Origin of the sequence: Streptomyces sp. NPDC060031 (assembly GCF_042736805.1) — a bacterium.
Taxonomy (GTDB): domain Bacteria; phylum Actinomycetota; class Actinomycetes; order Streptomycetales; family Streptomycetaceae; genus Streptomyces.
Genome location: NZ_JBHWVM010000068.1, coordinates 26,765 through 44,171, shown reverse-complemented (window position 1 = coordinate 44,171; position 17,407 = coordinate 26,765). Strand labels below are relative to the sequence as shown.

The 17,407-nt window shown below is 69.7% G+C and carries 20 protein-coding genes and 2 pseudogenes; 6 read left to right on the top strand and 16 right to left on the bottom strand.

The annotated features are described in order from the left end of the window. Positions 1 to 202: 202 nt before the first annotated feature. The 5 genes and pseudogenes from ACFWB8_RS26330 to ACFWB8_RS26310 all read right to left on the bottom strand — a co-directional run bounded on the left by ACFWB8_RS26330 (position 203) and on the right by ACFWB8_RS26310 (position 3,519). Positions 203 to 1,273 (bottom strand): glycosyltransferase family 4 protein, encoded by a 1,071-nt coding sequence (locus ACFWB8_RS26330; protein WP_385231928.1) that lies wholly within the window; start codon positions 1,271 to 1,273, stop codon positions 203 to 205. A gap of 338 nt (positions 1,274 to 1,611) precedes the next feature. Further along, positions 1,612 to 1,764 (bottom strand): glutaminyl-peptide cyclotransferase, encoded by a 153-nt coding sequence (locus tag ACFWB8_RS26325; protein WP_385231925.1) that lies wholly within the window; start codon positions 1,762 to 1,764, stop codon positions 1,612 to 1,614. Between the two features lie 79 nt (positions 1,765 to 1,843). Beyond that, positions 1,844 to 1,965 (bottom strand): annotated as a pseudogene (locus ACFWB8_RS26320) (glutaminyl-peptide cyclotransferase); the annotation flags it as partial. Continuing rightward, complete coding sequence (locus tag ACFWB8_RS26315) at positions 1,928 to 2,242, bottom strand: glutaminyl-peptide cyclotransferase (RefSeq protein WP_385231922.1); 315 nt, start codon at positions 2,240 to 2,242, stop codon at positions 1,928 to 1,930. The pseudogene ACFWB8_RS26320 and the gene ACFWB8_RS26315, both read right to left, overlap by 38 nt. A 665-nt stretch (positions 2,243 to 2,907) precedes the next feature. Next, on the bottom strand, positions 2,908 to 3,519 hold the full coding sequence (locus ACFWB8_RS26310) for a hypothetical protein (protein WP_385231919.1): 612 nt from the start codon (positions 3,517 to 3,519) through the stop codon (positions 2,908 to 2,910). Between the two features lie 332 nt (positions 3,520 to 3,851). On the opposite strand from ACFWB8_RS26310, the gene ACFWB8_RS26305 reads away from it, so the two are divergent. The 5 genes and pseudogenes from ACFWB8_RS26305 (at position 3,852) to ACFWB8_RS26285 (ending at position 7,641) form a co-directional block, all read left to right on the top strand. After that, complete coding sequence (locus tag ACFWB8_RS26305) at positions 3,852 to 5,306, top strand: polysaccharide biosynthesis tyrosine autokinase (RefSeq protein ID WP_385231916.1); 1,455 nt, start codon at positions 3,852 to 3,854, stop codon at positions 5,304 to 5,306. Continuing rightward, positions 5,303 to 5,881: a low molecular weight phosphatase family protein gene (locus ACFWB8_RS26300; protein ID WP_385231913.1), complete on the top strand. Its 579-nt coding sequence runs from the start codon at positions 5,303 to 5,305 to the stop codon at positions 5,879 to 5,881. The genes ACFWB8_RS26305 and ACFWB8_RS26300 overlap by 4 nt, the downstream gene beginning before the upstream one ends. A 163-nt stretch (positions 5,882 to 6,044) precedes the next feature. Further along, positions 6,045 to 6,785 (top strand): annotated as a pseudogene (locus ACFWB8_RS26295) (IS701 family transposase). A gap of 38 nt (positions 6,786 to 6,823) precedes the next feature. After that, a complete protein-coding gene (locus tag ACFWB8_RS26290; RefSeq protein WP_385231910.1) occupies positions 6,824 to 7,132 on the top strand; it encodes a transposase in 309 nt (102 codons plus the stop codon). Beyond that, positions 7,129 to 7,641 carry an IS3 family transposase gene (locus tag ACFWB8_RS26285; RefSeq protein WP_385231907.1) on the top strand — a complete coding sequence of 171 codons (513 nt, stop codon included), beginning with the start codon at positions 7,129 to 7,131 and terminating at the stop codon, positions 7,639 to 7,641. The genes ACFWB8_RS26290 and ACFWB8_RS26285 overlap by 4 nt, the downstream gene beginning before the upstream one ends. A gap of 26 nt (positions 7,642 to 7,667) precedes the next feature. Here the strand turns inward: ACFWB8_RS26285 and ACFWB8_RS26280 are convergent, their stop codons facing one another. Further along, positions 7,668 to 8,153: an IS3 family transposase gene (locus tag ACFWB8_RS26280; protein WP_385231904.1), complete on the bottom strand. Its 486-nt coding sequence runs from the start codon at positions 8,151 to 8,153 to the stop codon at positions 7,668 to 7,670. Here ACFWB8_RS26280 and ACFWB8_RS26275 point away from each other — a divergent pair. Further along, complete coding sequence (locus tag ACFWB8_RS26275; protein ID WP_385231901.1) at positions 8,139 to 8,405, top strand: hypothetical protein; 267 nt, start codon at positions 8,139 to 8,141, stop codon at positions 8,403 to 8,405. The two genes, ACFWB8_RS26280 and ACFWB8_RS26275, sit on opposite strands and share 15 nt — an antisense overlap. A 169-nt stretch (positions 8,406 to 8,574) precedes the next feature. On the opposite strand, the gene ACFWB8_RS26270 is transcribed toward ACFWB8_RS26275, so the two are convergent. The 10 genes from ACFWB8_RS26270 to ACFWB8_RS26225 form a co-directional block, all read right to left on the bottom strand. Continuing rightward, positions 8,575 to 9,453, bottom strand: a complete 879-nt coding sequence (locus ACFWB8_RS26270; RefSeq protein ID WP_385231897.1) for a hypothetical protein — start codon at positions 9,451 to 9,453, stop codon at positions 8,575 to 8,577. A gap of 246 nt (positions 9,454 to 9,699) precedes the next feature. Then, positions 9,700 to 11,223: a class I adenylate-forming enzyme family protein gene (locus ACFWB8_RS26265; RefSeq protein WP_385231894.1), complete on the bottom strand. Its 1,524-nt coding sequence runs from the start codon at positions 11,221 to 11,223 to the stop codon at positions 9,700 to 9,702. A gap of 38 nt (positions 11,224 to 11,261) precedes the next feature. Beyond that, positions 11,262 to 11,732: an ester cyclase gene (locus tag ACFWB8_RS26260; protein ID WP_385231891.1), complete on the bottom strand. Its 471-nt coding sequence runs from the start codon at positions 11,730 to 11,732 to the stop codon at positions 11,262 to 11,264. Next, the gene (locus tag ACFWB8_RS26255) at positions 11,729 to 12,976 is read right to left on the bottom strand and encodes an MFS transporter (RefSeq protein ID WP_385231888.1); all 1,248 of its coding nucleotides are present in this window, start codon (positions 12,974 to 12,976) and stop codon (positions 11,729 to 11,731) included. The genes ACFWB8_RS26260 and ACFWB8_RS26255 overlap by 4 nt, the downstream gene beginning before the upstream one ends. A gap of 37 nt (positions 12,977 to 13,013) precedes the next feature. Further along, on the bottom strand, positions 13,014 to 13,463 hold the full coding sequence (locus ACFWB8_RS26250; RefSeq protein ID WP_385231885.1) for a hotdog fold domain-containing protein: 450 nt from the start codon (positions 13,461 to 13,463) through the stop codon (positions 13,014 to 13,016). Next, complete coding sequence (gene acpS, locus ACFWB8_RS26245) at positions 13,456 to 13,941, bottom strand: holo-ACP synthase (RefSeq protein WP_385231882.1); 486 nt, start codon at positions 13,939 to 13,941, stop codon at positions 13,456 to 13,458. The genes ACFWB8_RS26250 and acpS overlap by 8 nt, the downstream gene beginning before the upstream one ends. 54 nt (positions 13,942 to 13,995) lie before the next feature. Next, on the bottom strand, positions 13,996 to 14,811 hold the full coding sequence (locus ACFWB8_RS26240) for a hypothetical protein (RefSeq protein ID WP_385231879.1): 816 nt from the start codon (positions 14,809 to 14,811) through the stop codon (positions 13,996 to 13,998). Between the two features lies 1 nt (position 14,812). Continuing rightward, positions 14,813 to 15,082 carry an acyl carrier protein gene (locus ACFWB8_RS26235; RefSeq protein ID WP_385231876.1) on the bottom strand — a complete coding sequence of 90 codons (270 nt, stop codon included), beginning with the start codon at positions 15,080 to 15,082 and terminating at the stop codon, positions 14,813 to 14,815. A 23-nt stretch (positions 15,083 to 15,105) separates the two neighbouring features. Beyond that, a complete protein-coding gene (locus ACFWB8_RS26230) occupies positions 15,106 to 16,380 on the bottom strand; it encodes a type III PLP-dependent enzyme (protein ID WP_385231873.1) in 1,275 nt (424 codons plus the stop codon). Continuing rightward, positions 16,377 to 17,351, bottom strand: a complete 975-nt coding sequence (locus ACFWB8_RS26225) for a 3-oxoacyl-ACP synthase III family protein (protein WP_385231870.1) — start codon at positions 17,349 to 17,351, stop codon at positions 16,377 to 16,379. The genes ACFWB8_RS26230 and ACFWB8_RS26225 overlap by 4 nt, the downstream gene beginning before the upstream one ends. Positions 17,352 to 17,407 lie beyond the last annotated feature (56 nt).

The window sequence follows — 17,407 nt, the reverse complement described above, 5'->3', positions numbered from 1 at the left end:
CGTCTCCTACGACCCCTTCAACCGACCACTGGACCTGCTGAACATCCCCTGACCAGCCGGTCTACATAAGCACCGCGACTTTGAAACGCCCCTGGGCGGCGAAGGCCTGAGGCCGCCGCCCGCGGTTGGCGGGATGTTCCCAGACCATTTTGGCCATGCCATGAATCGTCGTCGGCATTCGTTTGCTCCGTTTCAGCGCCCGTCATGCGAAGGAGTGCAGCTGTTCCGGCGCCGCTCGGTACCACTTCTCGACACGCTGTGCGACCCGGGACCAGTCCAGCTCCGCGGCCGCACGTACCCCGAGCTCACTCATCCGGTTGCGGCCCGGTTCGTCGTCGAGCACGGTTCTCAGAACATGCACCAGGTCCGCCTTCGAGCCTGATGGGAAGACCCGATAGGCCTCGGGGTCGGTGACCACCGGATCGAGCGAGGCGTCCGAGGACACCACGACGGGCGTGCCCAGCGCGAGCGCCTCCAGCGCCGCCGTGGGCACGCCTTCGCCCTTCCCGGAGAGTCTGCGTGATGCGAGGACGAACACTTCGGCTCGCCGGACCAGGTCGTAGACCTTCTGCCGGTGCAGCGGACCGACCAGTTCGACTCCCGGACCCGCCGCTGCGAGCCGGTTGAGGCGGTCCCGCTCCGGGCCTTCTCCTGCGATCACCAGACGCATGCCCGGCCGACTGTGTGCCAGTTCGTGGAACGCCTCGATGAGCAGATGGTGGTTCTTCATCGGGTTCAGCGAGCCGGCGCTGACGATCAGGCCGGGCTCACGGGCCACAGCATCGGTGGGCGACGGCATGGCGGACAACTCCAGGCCGCTGGACATGGTGAGGATGCGTTCCTGGTCCACGCCACGCGCCGCGAGGTCGGCAGCGGTCGCCGACCCCAGGGCGATGAAGGCCTTCACATGCCGAAAAGCGTGCCGTGCGAGCCACTGGTGCCGGTCGGTGAGTGCCGCATGCACCGTCAGGAACAGCGGAATTCCCAGGCGTTGGCACACGGGACCCAGACCGGCGGCCTCGATGTGGTCGCCGTGGAGATGCACCAGGTCCACGTTGCGTCGGGCGGCGCAGAGGTCCTTGATCGCCGCAGCGGCTTCCGCCGCGAAGGCCAGCCGGTCGGACACCGGCCCGAGCATCCGGGACCGGGGGATCCTTCGCAGCGGCAGTTGCGTGGCTCCGACCGGTACCGTCGCCCCGTGCCGGAACGACATCGTCACCCGGTTTCCGCCACTGACCTGATGGCGCGTCAGGTGTTCGACATGGCGTTCCATTCCCCCCGGCATTGGGGGGACCCGGTAGCTCACCCGCACAATGTGCATCGTCGTGTTACTCCACCCCTCGCGTGTCGGCTCGTCACGTGACCACCGTTGCCGTCACTGCTGGCGGCCGCCCGCGACCTGGCGCGCATCGAATATCACCGAAGGAGCGCGGCGCGGCGTGCTGCCTGCCGTTCGCCTCGCCGATCCTCACCGGAACGGACCAGTGAGGGGCCACGCGGCGAAGGCTCGGGTGCCAGGTACGCGCAGGCGAGGGGCGGGGTCGCAGTGCGCGCCCCCCTCGGCGGCGTACGAACGCCGGTTACTTCACCGGCTGCGGCTCGTGGCTTGCCTCATGCCGGGACGAACACAACGCGGAACATTCTGGGCCAGAACTTCCCCGTGACCGGGAACTGGTCCGTTCCGGGGACGGCCGCGATCCCGTTCAGCGTCGGTCCCGGGACGAGTTCGTCGTCGTGCAGCAGGCCCGAGGCGTCGATGCTCACCGTCACCGTCACCGCTTCGGGCGGGGTCGATGCGCACGATCCGGTTGGTGAAGAGCACGTTCGCGTACACGGCGCCGCCGACGCACTCCAACTCGTTCAGCCCCGTCACCAGCCGGCCCCTTCGGTCACGGCGACCTCGCCCGTCTTCGCGAGCGTCCCGGGGTTACGGAACGTCAGCCGTGACGAGCCGTCGCTGGTCAGCAGCCGGTGCCGGGCCCGCTGGAGGCACCCGCCCCAGCCGTCGTCCGGGACGGGACGGGACGCGACGCAGCTCCGCGAGCGTCCTGGCATCGCGCTCGATGGCGGTCCGGTTCCGCCAGGTGAGCTGCCACAGGGTTCGGCCGAGCACGGTGATGCCCTCACCGAAGAAGGGCGCGGGGAGTGCCGCGCGGGCCGTGGGCTTCTTGCCCGGACGCCCTGCCCGTACCGAGGGCCGGCCGGAGATGCCGGTGCCTTCGTAGAGCGTGTCGTCGGCCATCTCGCCTGCCGGATCGTCCAGGGCGCGTTCTCCCGTCGCGCACGACGCGAGCAGCAGCGCACCCGAAGAGCACGGCCGCCCCGGTGCGGCGCGGGCGCTCAGACACGACAGGAACCGCCCAGTCGTACATCGCGTAGCTGGCCCGTTCGGTGAGGTCCACGACGTTGTCGGCGGTGAGCTTAGTGCCGTTGATCATGCGGGCCGGGTCGGTGACGCGCAGGACGGCTCAGCGTGACGCGGGCCGTCAGGGAGGCGTCGGTCATCTCCGGGGTGAGGCGGTCGATCTGCCGCGCGAGCCCGGTGTGGACCCGGTCGGCCGCCGGCAGCCAGGTGCACCGGGGCAGCCCGTGCACGTCGGCCTGCGCCTCGACCGCGACGCGGGCGGCCCGGACGAGTTCCGGCGCGTGCTTGCTGCAAGGTCGTAGAGGGCCTCGGACATCCCGTCAACGCGGCTGTCCGGCGGGGCGGTGGCAGGGCTCGCACCAGCGGGGACAGCACGTCACCGGCCCAGCCGGTCGGCCGCGTATGCGGCGGCCGGCAGTGTGTTCCTAAGCACGTGACGGCGGCCCGGTGCCCCTCGCGGGAGCGGCCGGGCCTGCGCATGCGGAAGGCGTTTCGGCCGGGGCCGGGACGCCGTGGTACTGCCGTGCTGATGTCGTGCTCCGTCATGCACTGCGGCGACGGCGCACGGCCAGCATCGTGCCCCTGCCGGCCGCAATCAGCCCGGCTGCGATGCCGCTCGCTGCCAGAGCCTTCTCACTGCTGGTGTCCGCGATGTCCGGGCCGTGGTCGGGGCGCCCCGATCCGTTGTGTCCGTTCCCTCCGCCTTCTCCGTCGGGCCAGTGTCCGTTATATCCGTCATGTTCGTGTCCGTCATGATCCGCGGCCCGCACCTTGATACGAGCGGAGCAGGTGAGGTTGGGATTGCGCGCGGTGACCTTGAAGGTGTGCCAGCCGGTGCGGACCCAGTTCGGGATGGTCGCGGTCGCATCCGCCGTCCCGCTGGCGTCGGCCCGGTATCGGCCGAGGACGATCGGGTTCCAGTCCAGCGACGCCGTGACAGGCTGCCAGGGGGCGAACCCCGTAGCCCTGAAGTTCACGGCACCTCCGGCCGTTGCCGTGGTGGCGCCCAGGGTGAGGCATGGGGGTGGCGGCGGGTACGGCGGCGGCGGGTGCTGTGCATGGGCGGCCTGCGCCCCCACCAGCGGTGCGACAACGAGCACGACAGCTGATGCTGCCGATGTCAGACAAACTCGCCATTTGGTTGATTTCGTCATCTTCTCACTCTCCTCGACTTCAATCTGGGCCAGGCTGCAGCGTCGGCCGTCATCAAGAGCCAGATACGTAGATATGTGAGTAAAAGCGATATTAGGGCGTTGGTTGACGGTGTGTTGCCCAGAAGCCCCCGGATGGCGCAGTGCCCGCTCCCCGATGGCCCACGCCGCCACCCCGACGGGGCGGCCCGACGGCGTGACGCCAGGGTCGTTGGACTGGCCGACCTGGGGGTGTCTTCCCAGGTTGAAGCGGGGGAGTCCCTATCGTCGGCTGCATACATAGGGAACAGAACATTCCATTTGGGTGGTTCCCTCGGTCCCATGAGGGGTGCAGCTTGGATCTCCACGGATTCCTGAAGGCTCTTGCCAGACGCTGGCCGACCGTCGTGGTCTGTCTGGTTCTCGCAATCGGGGCGGCGCTCGCCGCGACGAGCTTGAGCACACCCGTCTACGAGGCGAGGACCCAGCTCTTCGTCGCCACCCGCACCGGTGAGGACACCGCCCAACTGAACCAGGGGCAGAGCTTCTCGCAGGCGCGCGTGCAGTCGTACGCCGCGATCGTGACCACCCGTCAGGTAACCCGGCCAGTGGTGAAGGAGCTGCGGCTGCGCACCACCCCGGAGGAACTGGCGTCCCGGATCACCGCCGTCGCCCCGCTCAACACCGTGCTCATCAACATCACCGTCCGGGACACCGAGCCCAAGCGTGCGGCGCGCATCGCCAACGCCGTGGCGCAGCGGTTCAGCGCGCTCGTCGAGCGACTGGAGGCGCCCAAGTACGCGCCCGACTCGGGGCGGTCCCTAAGCAGCCGTAGGGGCGACGGCACCTCACCCGTCTCCCTGGGCGTCACCCAGGAGGCCGTCGCCCCCGTCGGTCCCGTCTCTCCCCGCCCGCTGCTGAACCTGGCCGCAGGAGTGCTCGGCGGCCTGCTGCTCGGTGCCGGACTCGTCGCCCTGCGCGAGAATCTCGACACCACGCTCAAGACGAGCGAGGCGCTGGGCGAGTTCACCGCGCTGCCGGGTCTCGGCACCATCCCGTACGACAGGAACGCCCCCAGGCAACCGCTCGTCAGCGCCGATGGGCAATCCAACCGCGTCGAAGCCTTCCGCAAGCTGCGCACCAACCTGCAGTTCTCGCAGGTCGACGATCCGCCCCGGATCATCGTGGTGACGAGTTCGGTGCCCGGTGAGGGCAAGACCTGCACCGCGGTGAATCTTGCCCTCTCGCTCGCCGAGGCAGGTGTCTCCACCTGTCTCGTGGACGGCGACCTGCGCCGTCCGAGTGTGGCCTCGACCTTCGGTCTCGTCCAGGACGCCGGTCTGACCACGGTGCTCATTGGACAGGCCCGCATCGAGGACGTGATGCAGCAGGTCGGCGGCGGACTCTCGGTGCTTGCCAGCGGCGCCGTACCACCGAATCCCACGGTGCTGCTCGCCTCGGCGCGGATGGAAGCGGTGCTGCGCGACCTGGCGGACACCTACGAGGTCGTGATCGTCGACAGCGCGCCGCTGCTGCCTGTCGCCGACACCGTCGGACTCGCTCCGCTCGCCCATGGCACACTGCTCGTCGTCCGCGCCGCCAAGACCAGCCGGGAACAGGTCCACACGGCTGCGGAATCGCTGGACCGCGTGGGTGTCCGCGTCCTCGGCACCGTCTTCAACATGGCTCCGGTGCCCAGGGGCGACCGCTATGACGCCTACGGGTCGTACGGCGAGCTGCCCGCTCCCCGTGGGGCGGAACGCCGGGGGGAGGCCGCCGCTGCGACGACGCATCTCGCGGGCGAGAAATGACCTGTGTCCTGTTCGTCTGCACGGGCAACGTGCACCGCTCGGTGCTTGCCGAGCGGCTGCTGGCCGCGAAGCTACCGCTCGGCTCGGCCGTGCGGCCGGAGAGCGCCGGCACGGAGGCGTGGCCCCGGCCCGGCATGGAGAGCTCCACCAGGGCGGTGCTGGAGAAGCGGGGAGGTGACGGCTCCGGCTTCGCGGCCCGCCCGCTCACCGCGCAGCTCGTCGTGGGAGCGGCGCTGGTCCTCGGGCTCGCCATCGAGCACAGGGAGGCGGCCGTGCGGCTTGCGCCGTCGGCGATGCGGCGCTGCTTCACCCTGAAGGAGTTCGTGCGTCTCGCCGCGGGAGGAGTGCGGGGCGGGGGAGCGGGCCGGGAAGGCTCGCAGGACGTGGAGGCTTTCGACGTCGTCGTCGCGGCCGCGGCCGGCCGTCGGGGCGCCGCCGCCCCGGTCCCGCCGGCCGAGGACGACATCGCAGACCCGTGGGGGAGGCCCCGCCCTGTGCTGTACGAGTGCGCCCGCGAGATCGACGGGGCGGTGAGTACGCTCGCCCGGCTGCTGGGCGGCGGGGCGAGCGTCTGAACCGAGGGTGCACGGGGGCTGCCATTCCGATCACGTGGATCGCCCTACGGGTCGCGGCAGTTCGCAGGGCTGTTCCGAGCTCGGGGTCATCCGCTCGACGGGCGCGCTAGTACTGCAACGGCGTTTGGCGTGACTGGTGGCCAGGTTGGTCGTTGGTCTGGTTATGGGTGGGGTACTTGGTGATGTGAGGGCATGGTCGGCGGGTCTGGGTGAGGTGCACGAGCGGTTCGTGCACCGGTTTGCCCGGTCGGAGCCGCGTGAGTCGGCGCTGGCGTATATGCGGGGACTGATATCTCCGCTGGCGCGGAAGAACGGCTGGACACTCGCGGAAGAGGCTGGGCATGGGGGCCCGGACCGCATGCACCGGCTGCTGAACCGGTGCGACTGGGACGCCGATGAAGTCCTCGACGACGTCCGCGATTACGTCGTCGAGCATCTCGGTGACCCGGGTGCGGTGCTGATCGTGGACGACACCGGCTTCCTGAAGAAGGGCATCTGCTCAGCCGGCGTCCAGCGCCAATACTAGGGAACGGCGGGACGCACGGAAAATTGCCAGGTCGGTGTCTTCCTCGCCTATGCCGGTGCCCGCGGCCGCACGCTGATCGACCGCCGTCTGTATCTGCCCACGTCATGGACCGACGACCGGGAACGGGTTCGCCGCCACCGAAACCGTTGCCCTGCACCGAGCCCGAGCCGAACGCCCAGCGGTCCGGGGCAGCGGTCCTCCTTCCGCAGGCCGTTTCGCTGCGGACCTCGGCATGACTGGGCCGTGGCCGGACCGGCGCCGGCCTGTCCGCAGTACAGCCGTCGTGCGGCCCTCCCGGCTAGGTCCCCACATGACCGTTGCCACCCGCGGCTTGCCGCCCGCCTGAGTGAGGTTCCCCCGAGATGCGGGAAGTGGTGACAGGGAGTCAGGTGGGTCTCATGAGAGGAGTCCAGGCGATGCCTGCACTGAGAAAGTACCCGCTGGAGTTGCGTGAGCGTGCGGTCCGGATGTACCGGACCACCGAGCCGAAGCCGGTGATCCGTCGTATGGCCGAGGAGCTCGGCGTGCATCACGAGGCTCTGCGGAACTGGATCCGTCAGGCCGAGGCCGACGCCGGCGAACGGGGAGACCTACTCACGACCGCCGAGCGCGAGGAACTGAGCGTCCTGCGGAAGGAGAATGTCCAGCTCAAGCGGGCGAACGAGGTCTTGCGGACGGCCTCGGCTTTTTTCGCGGCCCAGCTCGACCCGACCCGGCCCAGGTGACAGGACTCCTCGACGAGCACCCGCACCTGGGGGTCGAGCCCGTACTCCGGGAACTTCATGTCCCCTCCTCCACCTACTACCGGTGGCGCCAGGCCGAGAAGGAACCGTGCGAGCGGCGCCGCCGGGACGCCGAACTGACGGACCGGATCCACAAGGTCCACGACGAGTCCGGCGGGATCTACGGATCACCACGCGTGCACGCCGTCCTGAAACGCGAAGGCACCCGCGTCGGCCGCAAGCGAGTCGAACGCCTCATGCGCCAGGCCGGCCTCGCCGGGATCAGCCCCCGCCGGGGCAAGGGATTCACCCGTCGCGACCCGGACGGGGAACTGGCTCCTGACCTGGTCGAGCGCGACTTCACCGTGAACATGCCGAACCGGCTGTGGGTCACCGACCTGACCATGATCACGACACTGGAGGGCCCGCTGTGGCTTTCCGCGATCCGCGACGCGTTCTCCCGCAGGGTCGTGGCCTGGGAAACCTCCGCCCGCGCGGACGCCGACCTGTGAGGTTCCCCCCGCGCGGGAGGTGCTGACTAGCTGGTCAGGGCGGGTTGACGTGGTTTCAGGTTCGCTGGTTCGGTCGCTGCCTGGTTGGCGTAGTGCTTCTCTTCGAACTCGATGGGGCTGAGGTAGCCGAGTCGTTTCTGGATGCGGCGGGGGTTGCAGAAGCCGTCGATATAGTTGAAGAGGGCGAGGTTCGCCTCGGCACGTGTGGCGAAGACGCGGCCGCGGACGCACTCGGTCTTGATGAGCATCCACAGGTTCTCCGCGAGGGCGTTGTCGGACGAGTCGCCGACCGGGCGGCGTGCCCCTGCGGGATGGTCAGCAGGAAGGACGCTGCTGGCGCGGCGGGTGCGGCAGGCTTCGACATGATCGGGATTCTCCACCGCGGGCGGCAGCCGTGGAGGCCCGGGCGTCAACCACGGTGGCGCGAGGACCTCGTTCCGGTGATGTCCGGCCCGACAGCCGCCGCCGTGGGCACGGCCGACACCAGACTCGCGATCGTGCCCGATCCCCATGCTCCTCTCCCCTCCGCCGACGTCCCCGACGGGGCCGGCCCGGCGACGGCCGGCACCGGCAGAGTCCGCTTCACGCTCGCACGGTGGGTCCTCGCCCCGCGTACGACATGGCAGGCGCGGCGCCTGGCCGCCGACTTCGGCGAGGGCATGGACGCGAAGACTGCGTGGGTGATGGCCCGCCTCGCCCGCCATCCCGATGAGCACGGCTACGCCATGGCCCACCTGGACGACGAACGCCGTACTGGCGCCTGAAGGGCAGAGCGGCCTTCAGGCGCCGGCCTGCGGCTCGTGCGGCTCCGGCCGCCCGCCGTGCTCTGCGGCCGGGGCCGTGCCGGTGTCGTGTGCGGCGCGGTCGCGGCGGGAGGGGGCTGGGGGAGTGGTGACGGGGGAGAGCTGGGGGCCCTGGCAGAAGCGGGCGCGCTCAGGGGAGCTGGTGGGCCTGGCCCGGGCCTGGGACCGGCGGGTGGAGTGCCCGTCCTGCAACGCGGCTGTCGGCCGTGCCTGCCGGACACCCTCCGGGCATCCCACCGATCACCACCGGGCGCGCCGGGATGCTGCAGGACCGGCCCCGTACGAGCAGTGGCGCAAGGAAGGACTCGTCCCCGAGCTGGAGTTGCCCTACAGGCACCCGGCAGTCCTGCAGGCCGGCCGGGCGGCGGCCGCCGAGTTCGGTGTCGAGCAGTCGCTCGCCGACGCCGTTGTGATCGTCCGGCACTTCCTCGCCGACCGCCTGGCCCTGACCCTCGGCGACGAGGCAGCGCTCGACCTCTTCGACGAGACCGCCCGCACCCTGGTCCTGGCCCGCGGCCCCGCCGGTGAACGCGCCACCAGCCAGGCCCAGCGCGCCTTCGTTCTCGCGTTCGCCGACCCGGCCGTCGCCGACGACGAGCTCGACCTTGCCGAACAGCTCATCAACGGGCTCGACCTGCGCGCCACCCGGCTCACCACCCTGATCGCCGTCCTCGTCCGCGACGCCGGAACCACCGGCAGCGAGGTCGACGACCGCGCCGAGCTGCTCCGTATTGAGGCTCACGGCTCGGGCATCACGGCCGCACAGGCCGCGCTCGAGCTCGCCGTGGCCTTCCACCACGCGGTCCGGGGCGAGACCGGCCGCACTACCGCCGACATCGCCCGCCTCCAGATCCTCACCGCGACCGGGGACTACGCTTACTTCGCCGACATCGCCCACTACATGGCCGGCCTCCCGCTCCCCATCACCTCGACCACCCAGTGGATCGAGGTAGGTCAGCATGACGCAGCCGTAGTTGCCGCTCGCACCGTCTGCGGCGGGCTGGTACATGAGGTGGCTGTGGTCGTTAACGCCACCGCCACCGCCACCGCCACCGCCACCGCCACCGCCGCCGTCGAGGCTCGAGCCCGCAGGATCACATTGCTGGACGAGCTGCTGGACAGACCACCCTTACGGCCCCGTTCCGTCCGGACAGGCACCTCCGAGCAGAACACCGCTGGCGGCGACTTCGTCGCCGCCAGCGGAATCTCACGCCGCAGCCCTCACGACCCAGCCGTACAGTCAGCGCCCGGAGTCTCAGCACACGGTGGTGGACGAGCGGGCCCGGTCTTCGAGGAGGGCCGCCAGTGCTTTGCGATCCACCTTCCCATTGCGGCTCAGGGGAAGGGTCTCAAGGACCACGCAGCGGCGTGGAATCTTGTACTCCTCGATCTGCTCCTGCATCCGCTCGAGGACGGCCTGGGGTTCCAGGTCGGTGACCACGGCAAGCAGCGCCGACTTCTTCCCGGACGGCGGGAGGACGGCGGCGGAGGCGACCTCCGGGATCCGGTGAGCCGCGGCCTCCACCTCGGTGGCACTGACCCGGAAACCTCGCTCCTTGTAGAGGTCGTCGCGACGACCGGAGAAGTACAGGTAGCCGTCTTCGTCCAGCCGGCCGTAGTCGCCGGTCCGCAGTTCGGGGAAGAGACCGTCGCGGAGCGGGAACTTCTGCTGGTTCAGTTCGGGACGCCGCCAGTAGCCGGACATGACGTTCGGACCGCGGACCGTGATCTCGCCGATCTCACCGGCCGGCAGTCTGTTGCCCTCTTCGTCGACGGTGAAGACCTCGGTGCCGGGCAGCGGCAGGCCGCATGATCCAGGGCGGAGCAGGTCACCGTCCGGGGGCATGATGGTGGCGCGTTTGCACTCGGTCAGTCCGAACATCACCTGCCCCTTCAGCTCCGGGATCGCCGCGCGCAGGGCGTTGAGCGTCTCGGTGGACAGGGCCGCACCGGTGTTGGTGACGAGGCGCAGGGCGGGTCGCCGCGAGGCACGCTTGAGCAGCCAGGCCAGGGATTCGGCGACCGAGGGGACGGCCGGCAGTACGGTCGCGCCGCTCTCCAGGAGGTTGCGCAGCAGCGCCGGCCCGGCTTCGGCGGCACTGCCCAGCACGATGTGGGATCCGCTGAGCGCGCCGAGGAACAGTTGGTAGAGCCCGTAGTCGAAGGACAGGGGCAGCGGACAGTAGACGACGTCGTCGGCGCGGTAGTCCAGGACTTGCTGGATGGCCTGGGCGGCGAAGACGGCCTGTTGGTGCGTGCTCACCACGGCCTTGGGTGCCGAGGTCGTGCCCGAGGTGTAGATGAGGGAGAGCGGGTCGACGGCGAGGGGTGCGGGCAGCATCTGTGCTGAGTGCGCCGGTGCGGCCGGGACGGGGAACGCCCGTGCCTGTGCCTGGGGTGCGGTGACTGCGTTGATGCCCAGGGCGCGGACGGTGTCCAGCACGGACGCGCCGTCGGCCACGACCAGGGTGGGTTCACAGTCGCCGAGGACATGCTCCAGCGGTGCTCCGACGACCTGCTCGTGGAGCACCGTGTAGACGGCGCCGACGCGCGAGGCTGCGAAGACGAGTGCGGGCACCAGTGGGCTGGGCGGCAGGGAGATGACGAGCCGTCGTCCCCGGGAAACACCCTCAGAGTGGAGCCATGCGGCCAGCCGCAGACTCGCGTCCCGTAGTTCGGCGTACGTCGCGGTCGAGCCGAGCCGGGACACCGCGGGGCGGTCCGGCCACCGTTCGGCGGCCGAGTCCAGCACATCGTGCAGTAGGGATATTTCAGGCATGGGTCAACAATCCTCTGAATACGGGTAAGGGCGGGCAGTCAGGGAGTTGTCACGGCTCCCAGCTGTGACAGGAGGCCCAGGGCGTCCGACAGCACCCAGTACTCGGCGATCTTGCCGTCCTGCAGGCGCACGATGGACATGCCCGCATACCGCACGGGGGTTCCGGGCTCGACGGTCGCCTTGGGAGCTCCGCCGGCATACGTACCGGTCACCGTATAGCCGCCGGCCACGTAATCGCCGTCCCGGATGGGGCCGGGATCGGTCGTGAACCGCGCGTCGTGGAGGAGCCCACGGACGGCCCCGACCCAGTCGAGGAGCCCGTCACGGGTGGTGATCCGATTGGAATCAGGGAAACCCAGGTAGCGGGCGAGTTCGGCACTGTGCACCGTGAACTCGTCGGCGATGAACTCCGCGGCGTCCGGGAAGTCCACCTCGCCGTTCCACAGATCGACGAACCGCTCGAAGAGGATCTTTCCGGGATCCGTCTCCTGGCCGGCAGGGGCGCTCATGCCGAGGTCTCCGTCCTGGTGGCGGGCTGGGCCGGGGTCTCCTGGGGCGCGGTGACCCGTACCCCGATCAGTAGGGGCAGGACGGCCAAGGCGCAGACCCCGCAGAGCGCGCCGATGACCGTGAAGGAGAAGCTGCCCTGGAGGAGGGCCGCCGCGATGCTGGTGGCCAGCATCATGCCGGTGTACTGCGCCGAGCCGTTGAGAGCCAGCGCGGTGCCGCGCATTTCCGGGCGGAGCTCGCTCACGAGGGCATTGAGGGCGGGCTGCCCGACGCCGACGGCGGTGCCCCACAGAATGAACACGACGAGCACGGCGACGAGGTGCTTGCCGATCAGCGGTACGGCGGTCACCCCTGCGGCCGCCACCACTGCGGCGACGACGAGCACACGGCGCTTGCCGAGCCGGTCGGCGATCCGTCCGCCCAGGAGGGCGCCGGTCATACTGCCCGCTCCGGATCCCATGATCGCGAATCCGGTCTGGGCCTCGTTGAAGTCGAAGCGCTCGGCGAAGAAGATTCCGATGTTGGAGAACATGCCGTACAGGGCGGCGCTCCACAGCAGTGTCGAGCCCAGAACACACAGCAGCGCCGGTGTGGTGACGGCACGTCGGATCATGCCGAGGTAGCCGGCCACCGGGTGGCCCGGAGCCCGCTCCTTCGGGTCCTTGGGAGCCACGGCCGGCAGCCGCAGGAGGACCATCAGGTAGACGGCGACGGCGACGACCGCGACGGCGAAGAACGCGGCGCGCCAGGTCATCAGGTAGGCGAGGTAGGAGCCGAGCGGTACGCCGAGCACGGTGGAGCTGAGCAGGCCGGCCACGACGATGCCCATGATCTTGCCGCGCTTCTCGAACGGGAAGTTCTCGGCGATCATGGCGTAGACGCTCGGCATGATCATGGCCGACCCGAGGCCGGCGACCGCGCGGCTGACCAGGATGAGGGTGAAGTCGCCACCCAGGCCGGTGAGCACGTTGGCCAGAGCGAAGATCACCAGACCCGTGCAGAGGATCCGGCGCCGTCCCAGGCGGTCCGACATGGCGCCGCACAGCGGTGCCACGAGGGCGAAGAACAGCGCGTAGGCACTGACGAACAGACCGCCGGCACGGGCGGCGGTGTTGGTGTCGGCCGCGATCTCGGGGATCAGCGGCACGGTGATCATCGAATCGAGGCCGACGAGGAACGCGCTGCACACGGCAACGGCCAGCACACGGCCCGGCAGGGCTGTGGCCGAGGTGGGGGTGGTCATGAGGAAAGTCCTTCGGTCATATTGCTCAATGCCCGGGTCACACCCGGGACGGAGGGGCTGGGGCCGGGTCCTTCGTGGGGGCGGCCTCCCGGGCTCTGCGGCGTGCGGCGGCCGGGGGAACGACCGCGGTACCGACGGCGCGGCAGACCAGGGTCGGCTCTCCGGACGCCTCGGCTCTGGTGGGCCCGAGGTCGTACCGGGCCTCGATGGTCTTGTGCGCGGTAAACTCGACGGTTCTTCGCAGTCTGCCGCGGGCGACGAGCCGTGCGGTGGCCTCGATGAAATCCCCCGCGTGCACCGGAGCGAGGAATTCCACCCGCTGGTACTCGGTGAGCAAACCCTCGTCGCCGTCGCTGCGGATGGTGATTTCGGTGACGAGGTCCCCGAACAACTGCAGCAGCCGGGCGCCGTCGACCAGGCTGCCGCCGTAGTGGACGTCCTGCTGGCTCATGCGCACCCTGAGGGTGGCGCTGACTTCCTCAGGCATTGCCGTTCCTCGCTGTTCCGATGCCGGCTCGTGAGCGGGCGATCTTCTGTACGGCGACCCGGGTGGCCACCGCGGCCTGGCCGGGGCCGAGTGTCGGGTCGTCGTCGGCGGCGCCGCCGATCGCCACGGCGACAACGCACTCGTTCTTGTGGGCGATGGAGACCGCGATGGTGCCGAGTCCGAGCTCGGCCGCCCGCCGCGCGGCCGCTCCGGCCAGCCGGACGACGGGGGCGGAGCGGTCGTCGCGCAGTACGCGGACGTGCGCGGGGCTGATTCCCTTGCCGAAGCCCGTACCCAGGACCTTCAGGACGGCCTCCTTGGCGGCGAACCGACCGGCGAGGAATTCCCGCGCCCGGCTCGGTGACAGCGACTGGGCGAGCGCCAGCTCCTCCTGGTCGTAGGTGTGCCGGCGGAACCAGCCGCGGGTGTTCAGCCGGTCCAGTTCACCTAGGGCGAGCACGTCGACCCCGATGCGCATCTCGCGTCCGTTCCTTTCGTCTGGGCGTGGTGGCCCCTGATCCGCTGGGTTCCGCTAGGGCGTGGCGACGGCAGCGGTGGTGAACAGGGCCAACTGCCCACGGCCGGAAAGCGGGTCGACGTCGCAGAGGACGACCCGCCGGTAGTCGCTCTGCCATGTCCGCCAGTGCTGGGCCAGGTCCAGCCATACGCTGGTGCAGTAGCTGCCGGACGAGACCCGGTGGACCTGCGCCCCGGCCTCCGACGTCTGCTCCTGGACCCAGGGGCCCAGGACGAGGAGCGTATCGGCGCCCCCGTCCGTGGCCAGTTCCCTCAGCCGGGCCGAGGTGGCCTCCGCGTCGGGGAAGGACTCGACGCCCCCGACCTGCAGACCTTGGCCGCCCTCGAATACGAGCAGCGCGCCGGAGTCCACCAGGTCGCCGGAGTCCACCAGGGGGTGCGGAGTGGGCAGAGTGGTCTGCTCCAGCACCGCGAGCACCGCGCGCTCGGACCGGCCCCCGCGCTGGTAGGCGGAGATGATCCGCAGCGCGGTGAACGGAGCGGCCAACCCCTGTTCGCTGATGCTGAAGCTCTGCGCACCTCCCCCGAGCAGCATGTTGAGGTGCGAGGCGACCGCGGTGAAGGGGTGCACGTCGGGCAGCGCGTGGGTGACGATGACCAGGTCGGCGGCGACGTCGATGTCCTCGCTGCCCACCAGCCGGTCGACGAGGTCCTTGTGGAACACGTTGCGGCCGTCGCGCAGCAACTGCTCGTCCACGGTCGAGCCGAACGGCTCGACCAGATCGCGATAGAAGCCGAGGATGGCCTGGTCCTCGTGGAAGGCACGGCCGTCCGGCGCCCGGACGACGGATGACGCGGCTACGGTCGTCATGTCATTCACCCGCGTCCTGCGGCTCGGGGCTGATCCGGCGCAGGTACTCGGTGAGGGTGCCGATGGACTGGAAGTCGTCCATGTCGAGGTTCTCGGGATCGATGACGATCTTCATGCTGTCCTCGAGCTCCATCAGCATCTCCATCACGGAGGTGGAGTCCAGGTGCAGGTCCTCGAAGAGACGGATGTCCTCGGTCAGACCGGTGACCTCGCGCTCCAGTACTTCGCCGAGCGCGGTCTCGACCTGCGCCACGATCGTGCTGTTGTCCATGGTCATGCTCCTTGTGGGGGTGATCAGAAATCGATGAGTCGTTGCTTGCCGAGGAGGTCCTCGACGGTGTCCCGGCTCCGCACCAGGCGGGCCGTGCCGTCATGGACCATGACCTCTGCGGGGAACCCGTGGCTCAGGAAGAGCCCCGGGGAGGCGGAGGGGCCGTACGCGCCGGAGAGTTCGACGCCGATGAGGTCGCCGGCGGTGACGGGAGGGAGCGCCACCCGCTTGCCGATCACATCGTTGGGTGTGCACAGCGGGCCGGTGACCGTGTAGGTGCCGACGGGCTCCTCGGCGTACCGGGTCAGCGAGCGGATGGGGAAGTTGCGCTTGACGAAGCTGCCGACCCCCACCGCGGCCATGTGGTGGTTGGTGCCGCCGTCGGCGACGACGAACTGTTCGCCCATCGACTCCTTCACGAACAGCGCCCGGGTGACGTACGTGCCGCACGGAGCGGTGAGGTAGCGGCCGAGCTCGTTGAGGAGGCGGCACTCAGGGTGCCGGTCGAGGAACTCCGTGACGGCCTCGTTGATCCCCTCGGTCAGTGAGGGGAGGTCCAGCTCGGTCTCGTTGTCGAAGTACGGAACGCCGAAGCCCCCGCCGAAGTCGACGGTCCTGAGCTCGATACCGGTCTCCGTGGACAACGACTCGGCCATCGCCAGAATCTGCCGGGTGTTGTGGACCAGGTCTTCGTGGTTGAGGAAGCGGGTGCCCATGTAGGCGTGCACGCCCATGACGTCCACCCGGCGCAGCCCCTTCAGCAACCGCTGCGCCGCCCGCACCTCCGCCTCGTCGATGCCGAACTGGCGGGGCTTCCCACCCATGGCCAGCCCGGATCCCTTGGTGCGGAAGCCCGGATTGATGCGCAGCATCACCGGCAGCCGCTCGCGCCCGGACGCGACGGCCAGGTCGTCGAGTGCTTCGAGTTCCTCCAGCGACTCGCAGACGACGGCGTGGAGATCGGCGGCCACGCACGCTTCCAGTTCGGCGCGGGTCTTGCCCGGCCCGAGGAAGATCGTGTCCCCCGGGGCGATCCCGGCGCGACGGGCCGTTTCCAGCTCGGTCAGCGAGGAGACCTCGGCTCCCGCCCCGAGGGTGCCCAGGAAACCGATGACGCTGATGTTGGGATTGGCCTTGAGGGACAGGAAGATGTCGACTCCGGGGTGCATGCGGGTGCGCAGCCCTTGGTAGACGTCCCGCAGCACGTCGGTGTCGTAGACGTACAGCGGCGTGCCGAACTCCGCGGCGATCTCGGAGACGGGCAGGCCTTGTACCTGGAACTCGCCGGAGTTGGTCATGCCGTGCCCCCGGTCGGGTCGGTGTGCTGATGGGTGATCACCATGGCGGCGAAGGTGGCGCCGAGACCGACCGTGGCGAACAGGTAGTTGCGCCCTGCTGTCAGGCGGCCGGCGTCGCGCAGCGTGGTGTAGTTGAGGAACACGTCCGAGGCGAAGCAGTGGCTGTAGCGCTCGACGTTGTCGAGGAAGACCTGGGAGCGGTCGATGCCCAGTTCGCCGATGGTCTGGCGCCAGGACTGGAGGTTGACGTTGTGCGGGATGATCAGGTCGATGTCGGGGAGGGTCATCCCCGCCTGAGCCACCGCTTCACGTACGACCTCGGCCAGCACCGGCGCGTAGAACTTGCTGACCTCCAGCGACTTCTCCTCGTCGAGGAGCATGGCCGCCGAGAACTCACCCAGGGTACGGGTGGCGTACGAGCGCACGCGGTCTCCGCCGCCGTCGAGCGTCAGCAGGCAGGCCGCTCCGGCGTCGCCCATGATGGCGACGTCGGGGATGAGCTGGATCTGAGGCGAGAACGCCTGTTCGCCGGTGATCACCAGGGCGAGGTCGCCCGGTCGGCCCTCCGCCCTGAGCAGTTCCGCGGCGGTGTCCACCGCGGCCATGCCGCTGGCACAGTTCTGCTGACTGAGGGCGAATGCCTCGGCATCGGCCAGCCCGAGGCGGTCCTTGATCTCCTGGGCGGGGCTGATGTGTGCCGGCGCCACCGCCTGGGTGGTGTGCGCGTAGACGACGTACCTGATCCGTTCCCGCACCAGCGGGTCGGCCGTGATGCGTCGCGCCGCCGGCAGCACTACGTCGAACAGGTCGAGTTCCTGGTCGAAGCGGATCTCCTTGAGCCCGTGGACGCGCTCGAAGAGCCGGAGCTTGGTCCTGCGCAGGCCGAGCCTGTCGGCCAGTTGGTTGATGGGCACGATCCGCTCAGGTGTGAAGGACTCCACGGCCTCCAATGTCGTGACGGGCGCCGTCATCGCACTCTCCAGGTTCGTCGGGCAGACGGGCAGGCGGGCAAGCGGGTCCGGCTCCG

Excerpts from the sequence above, each read along its gene's own strand:
- ACFWB8_RS26330 (WP_385231928.1), bottom strand. The coding sequence starts at position 1,273 with ATGGAACGCCATGTCGAACACCTGACGCGCCATCAGGTCAGTGGCGGA.
- ACFWB8_RS26315 (WP_385231922.1), bottom strand. The coding sequence starts at position 2,242 with ATGGCCGACGACACGCTCTACGAAGGCACCGGCATCTCCGGCCGGCCC.
- ACFWB8_RS26310 (WP_385231919.1), bottom strand. The coding sequence starts at position 3,519 with ATGACGAAATCAACCAAATGGCGAGTTTGTCTGACATCGGCAGCATCA.
- ACFWB8_RS26300 (WP_385231913.1), top strand. The coding sequence starts at position 5,303 with ATGACCTGTGTCCTGTTCGTCTGCACGGGCAACGTGCACCGCTCGGTG.
- ACFWB8_RS26290 (WP_385231910.1), top strand. The coding sequence starts at position 6,824 with ATGCCTGCACTGAGAAAGTACCCGCTGGAGTTGCGTGAGCGTGCGGTC.
- ACFWB8_RS26280 (WP_385231904.1), bottom strand. The coding sequence starts at position 8,153 with ATGGGGATCGGGCACGATCGCGAGTCTGGTGTCGGCCGTGCCCACGGC.
- ACFWB8_RS26270 (WP_385231897.1), bottom strand. The coding sequence starts at position 9,453 with ATGTACCAGCCCGCCGCAGACGGTGCGAGCGGCAACTACGGCTGCGTC.
- ACFWB8_RS26265 (WP_385231894.1), bottom strand. The coding sequence starts at position 11,223 with ATGCCTGAAATATCCCTACTGCACGATGTGCTGGACTCGGCCGCCGAA.
- ACFWB8_RS26260 (WP_385231891.1), bottom strand. The coding sequence starts at position 11,732 with ATGAGCGCCCCTGCCGGCCAGGAGACGGATCCCGGAAAGATCCTCTTC.
- ACFWB8_RS26255 (WP_385231888.1), bottom strand. The coding sequence starts at position 12,976 with ATGACCACCCCCACCTCGGCCACAGCCCTGCCGGGCCGTGTGCTGGCC.
- ACFWB8_RS26250 (WP_385231885.1), bottom strand. The coding sequence starts at position 13,463 with ATGCCTGAGGAAGTCAGCGCCACCCTCAGGGTGCGCATGAGCCAGCAG.
- acpS (WP_385231882.1), bottom strand. The coding sequence starts at position 13,941 with ATGCGCATCGGGGTCGACGTGCTCGCCCTAGGTGAACTGGACCGGCTG.
- ACFWB8_RS26240 (WP_385231879.1), bottom strand. The coding sequence starts at position 14,811 with ATGACGACCGTAGCCGCGTCATCCGTCGTCCGGGCGCCGGACGGCCGT.
- ACFWB8_RS26235 (WP_385231876.1), bottom strand. The coding sequence starts at position 15,082 with ATGGACAACAGCACGATCGTGGCGCAGGTCGAGACCGCGCTCGGCGAA.
- ACFWB8_RS26230 (WP_385231873.1), bottom strand. The coding sequence starts at position 16,380 with ATGACCAACTCCGGCGAGTTCCAGGTACAAGGCCTGCCCGTCTCCGAG.
- ACFWB8_RS26225 (WP_385231870.1), bottom strand. The coding sequence starts at position 17,351 with ATGACGGCGCCCGTCACGACATTGGAGGCCGTGGAGTCCTTCACACCT.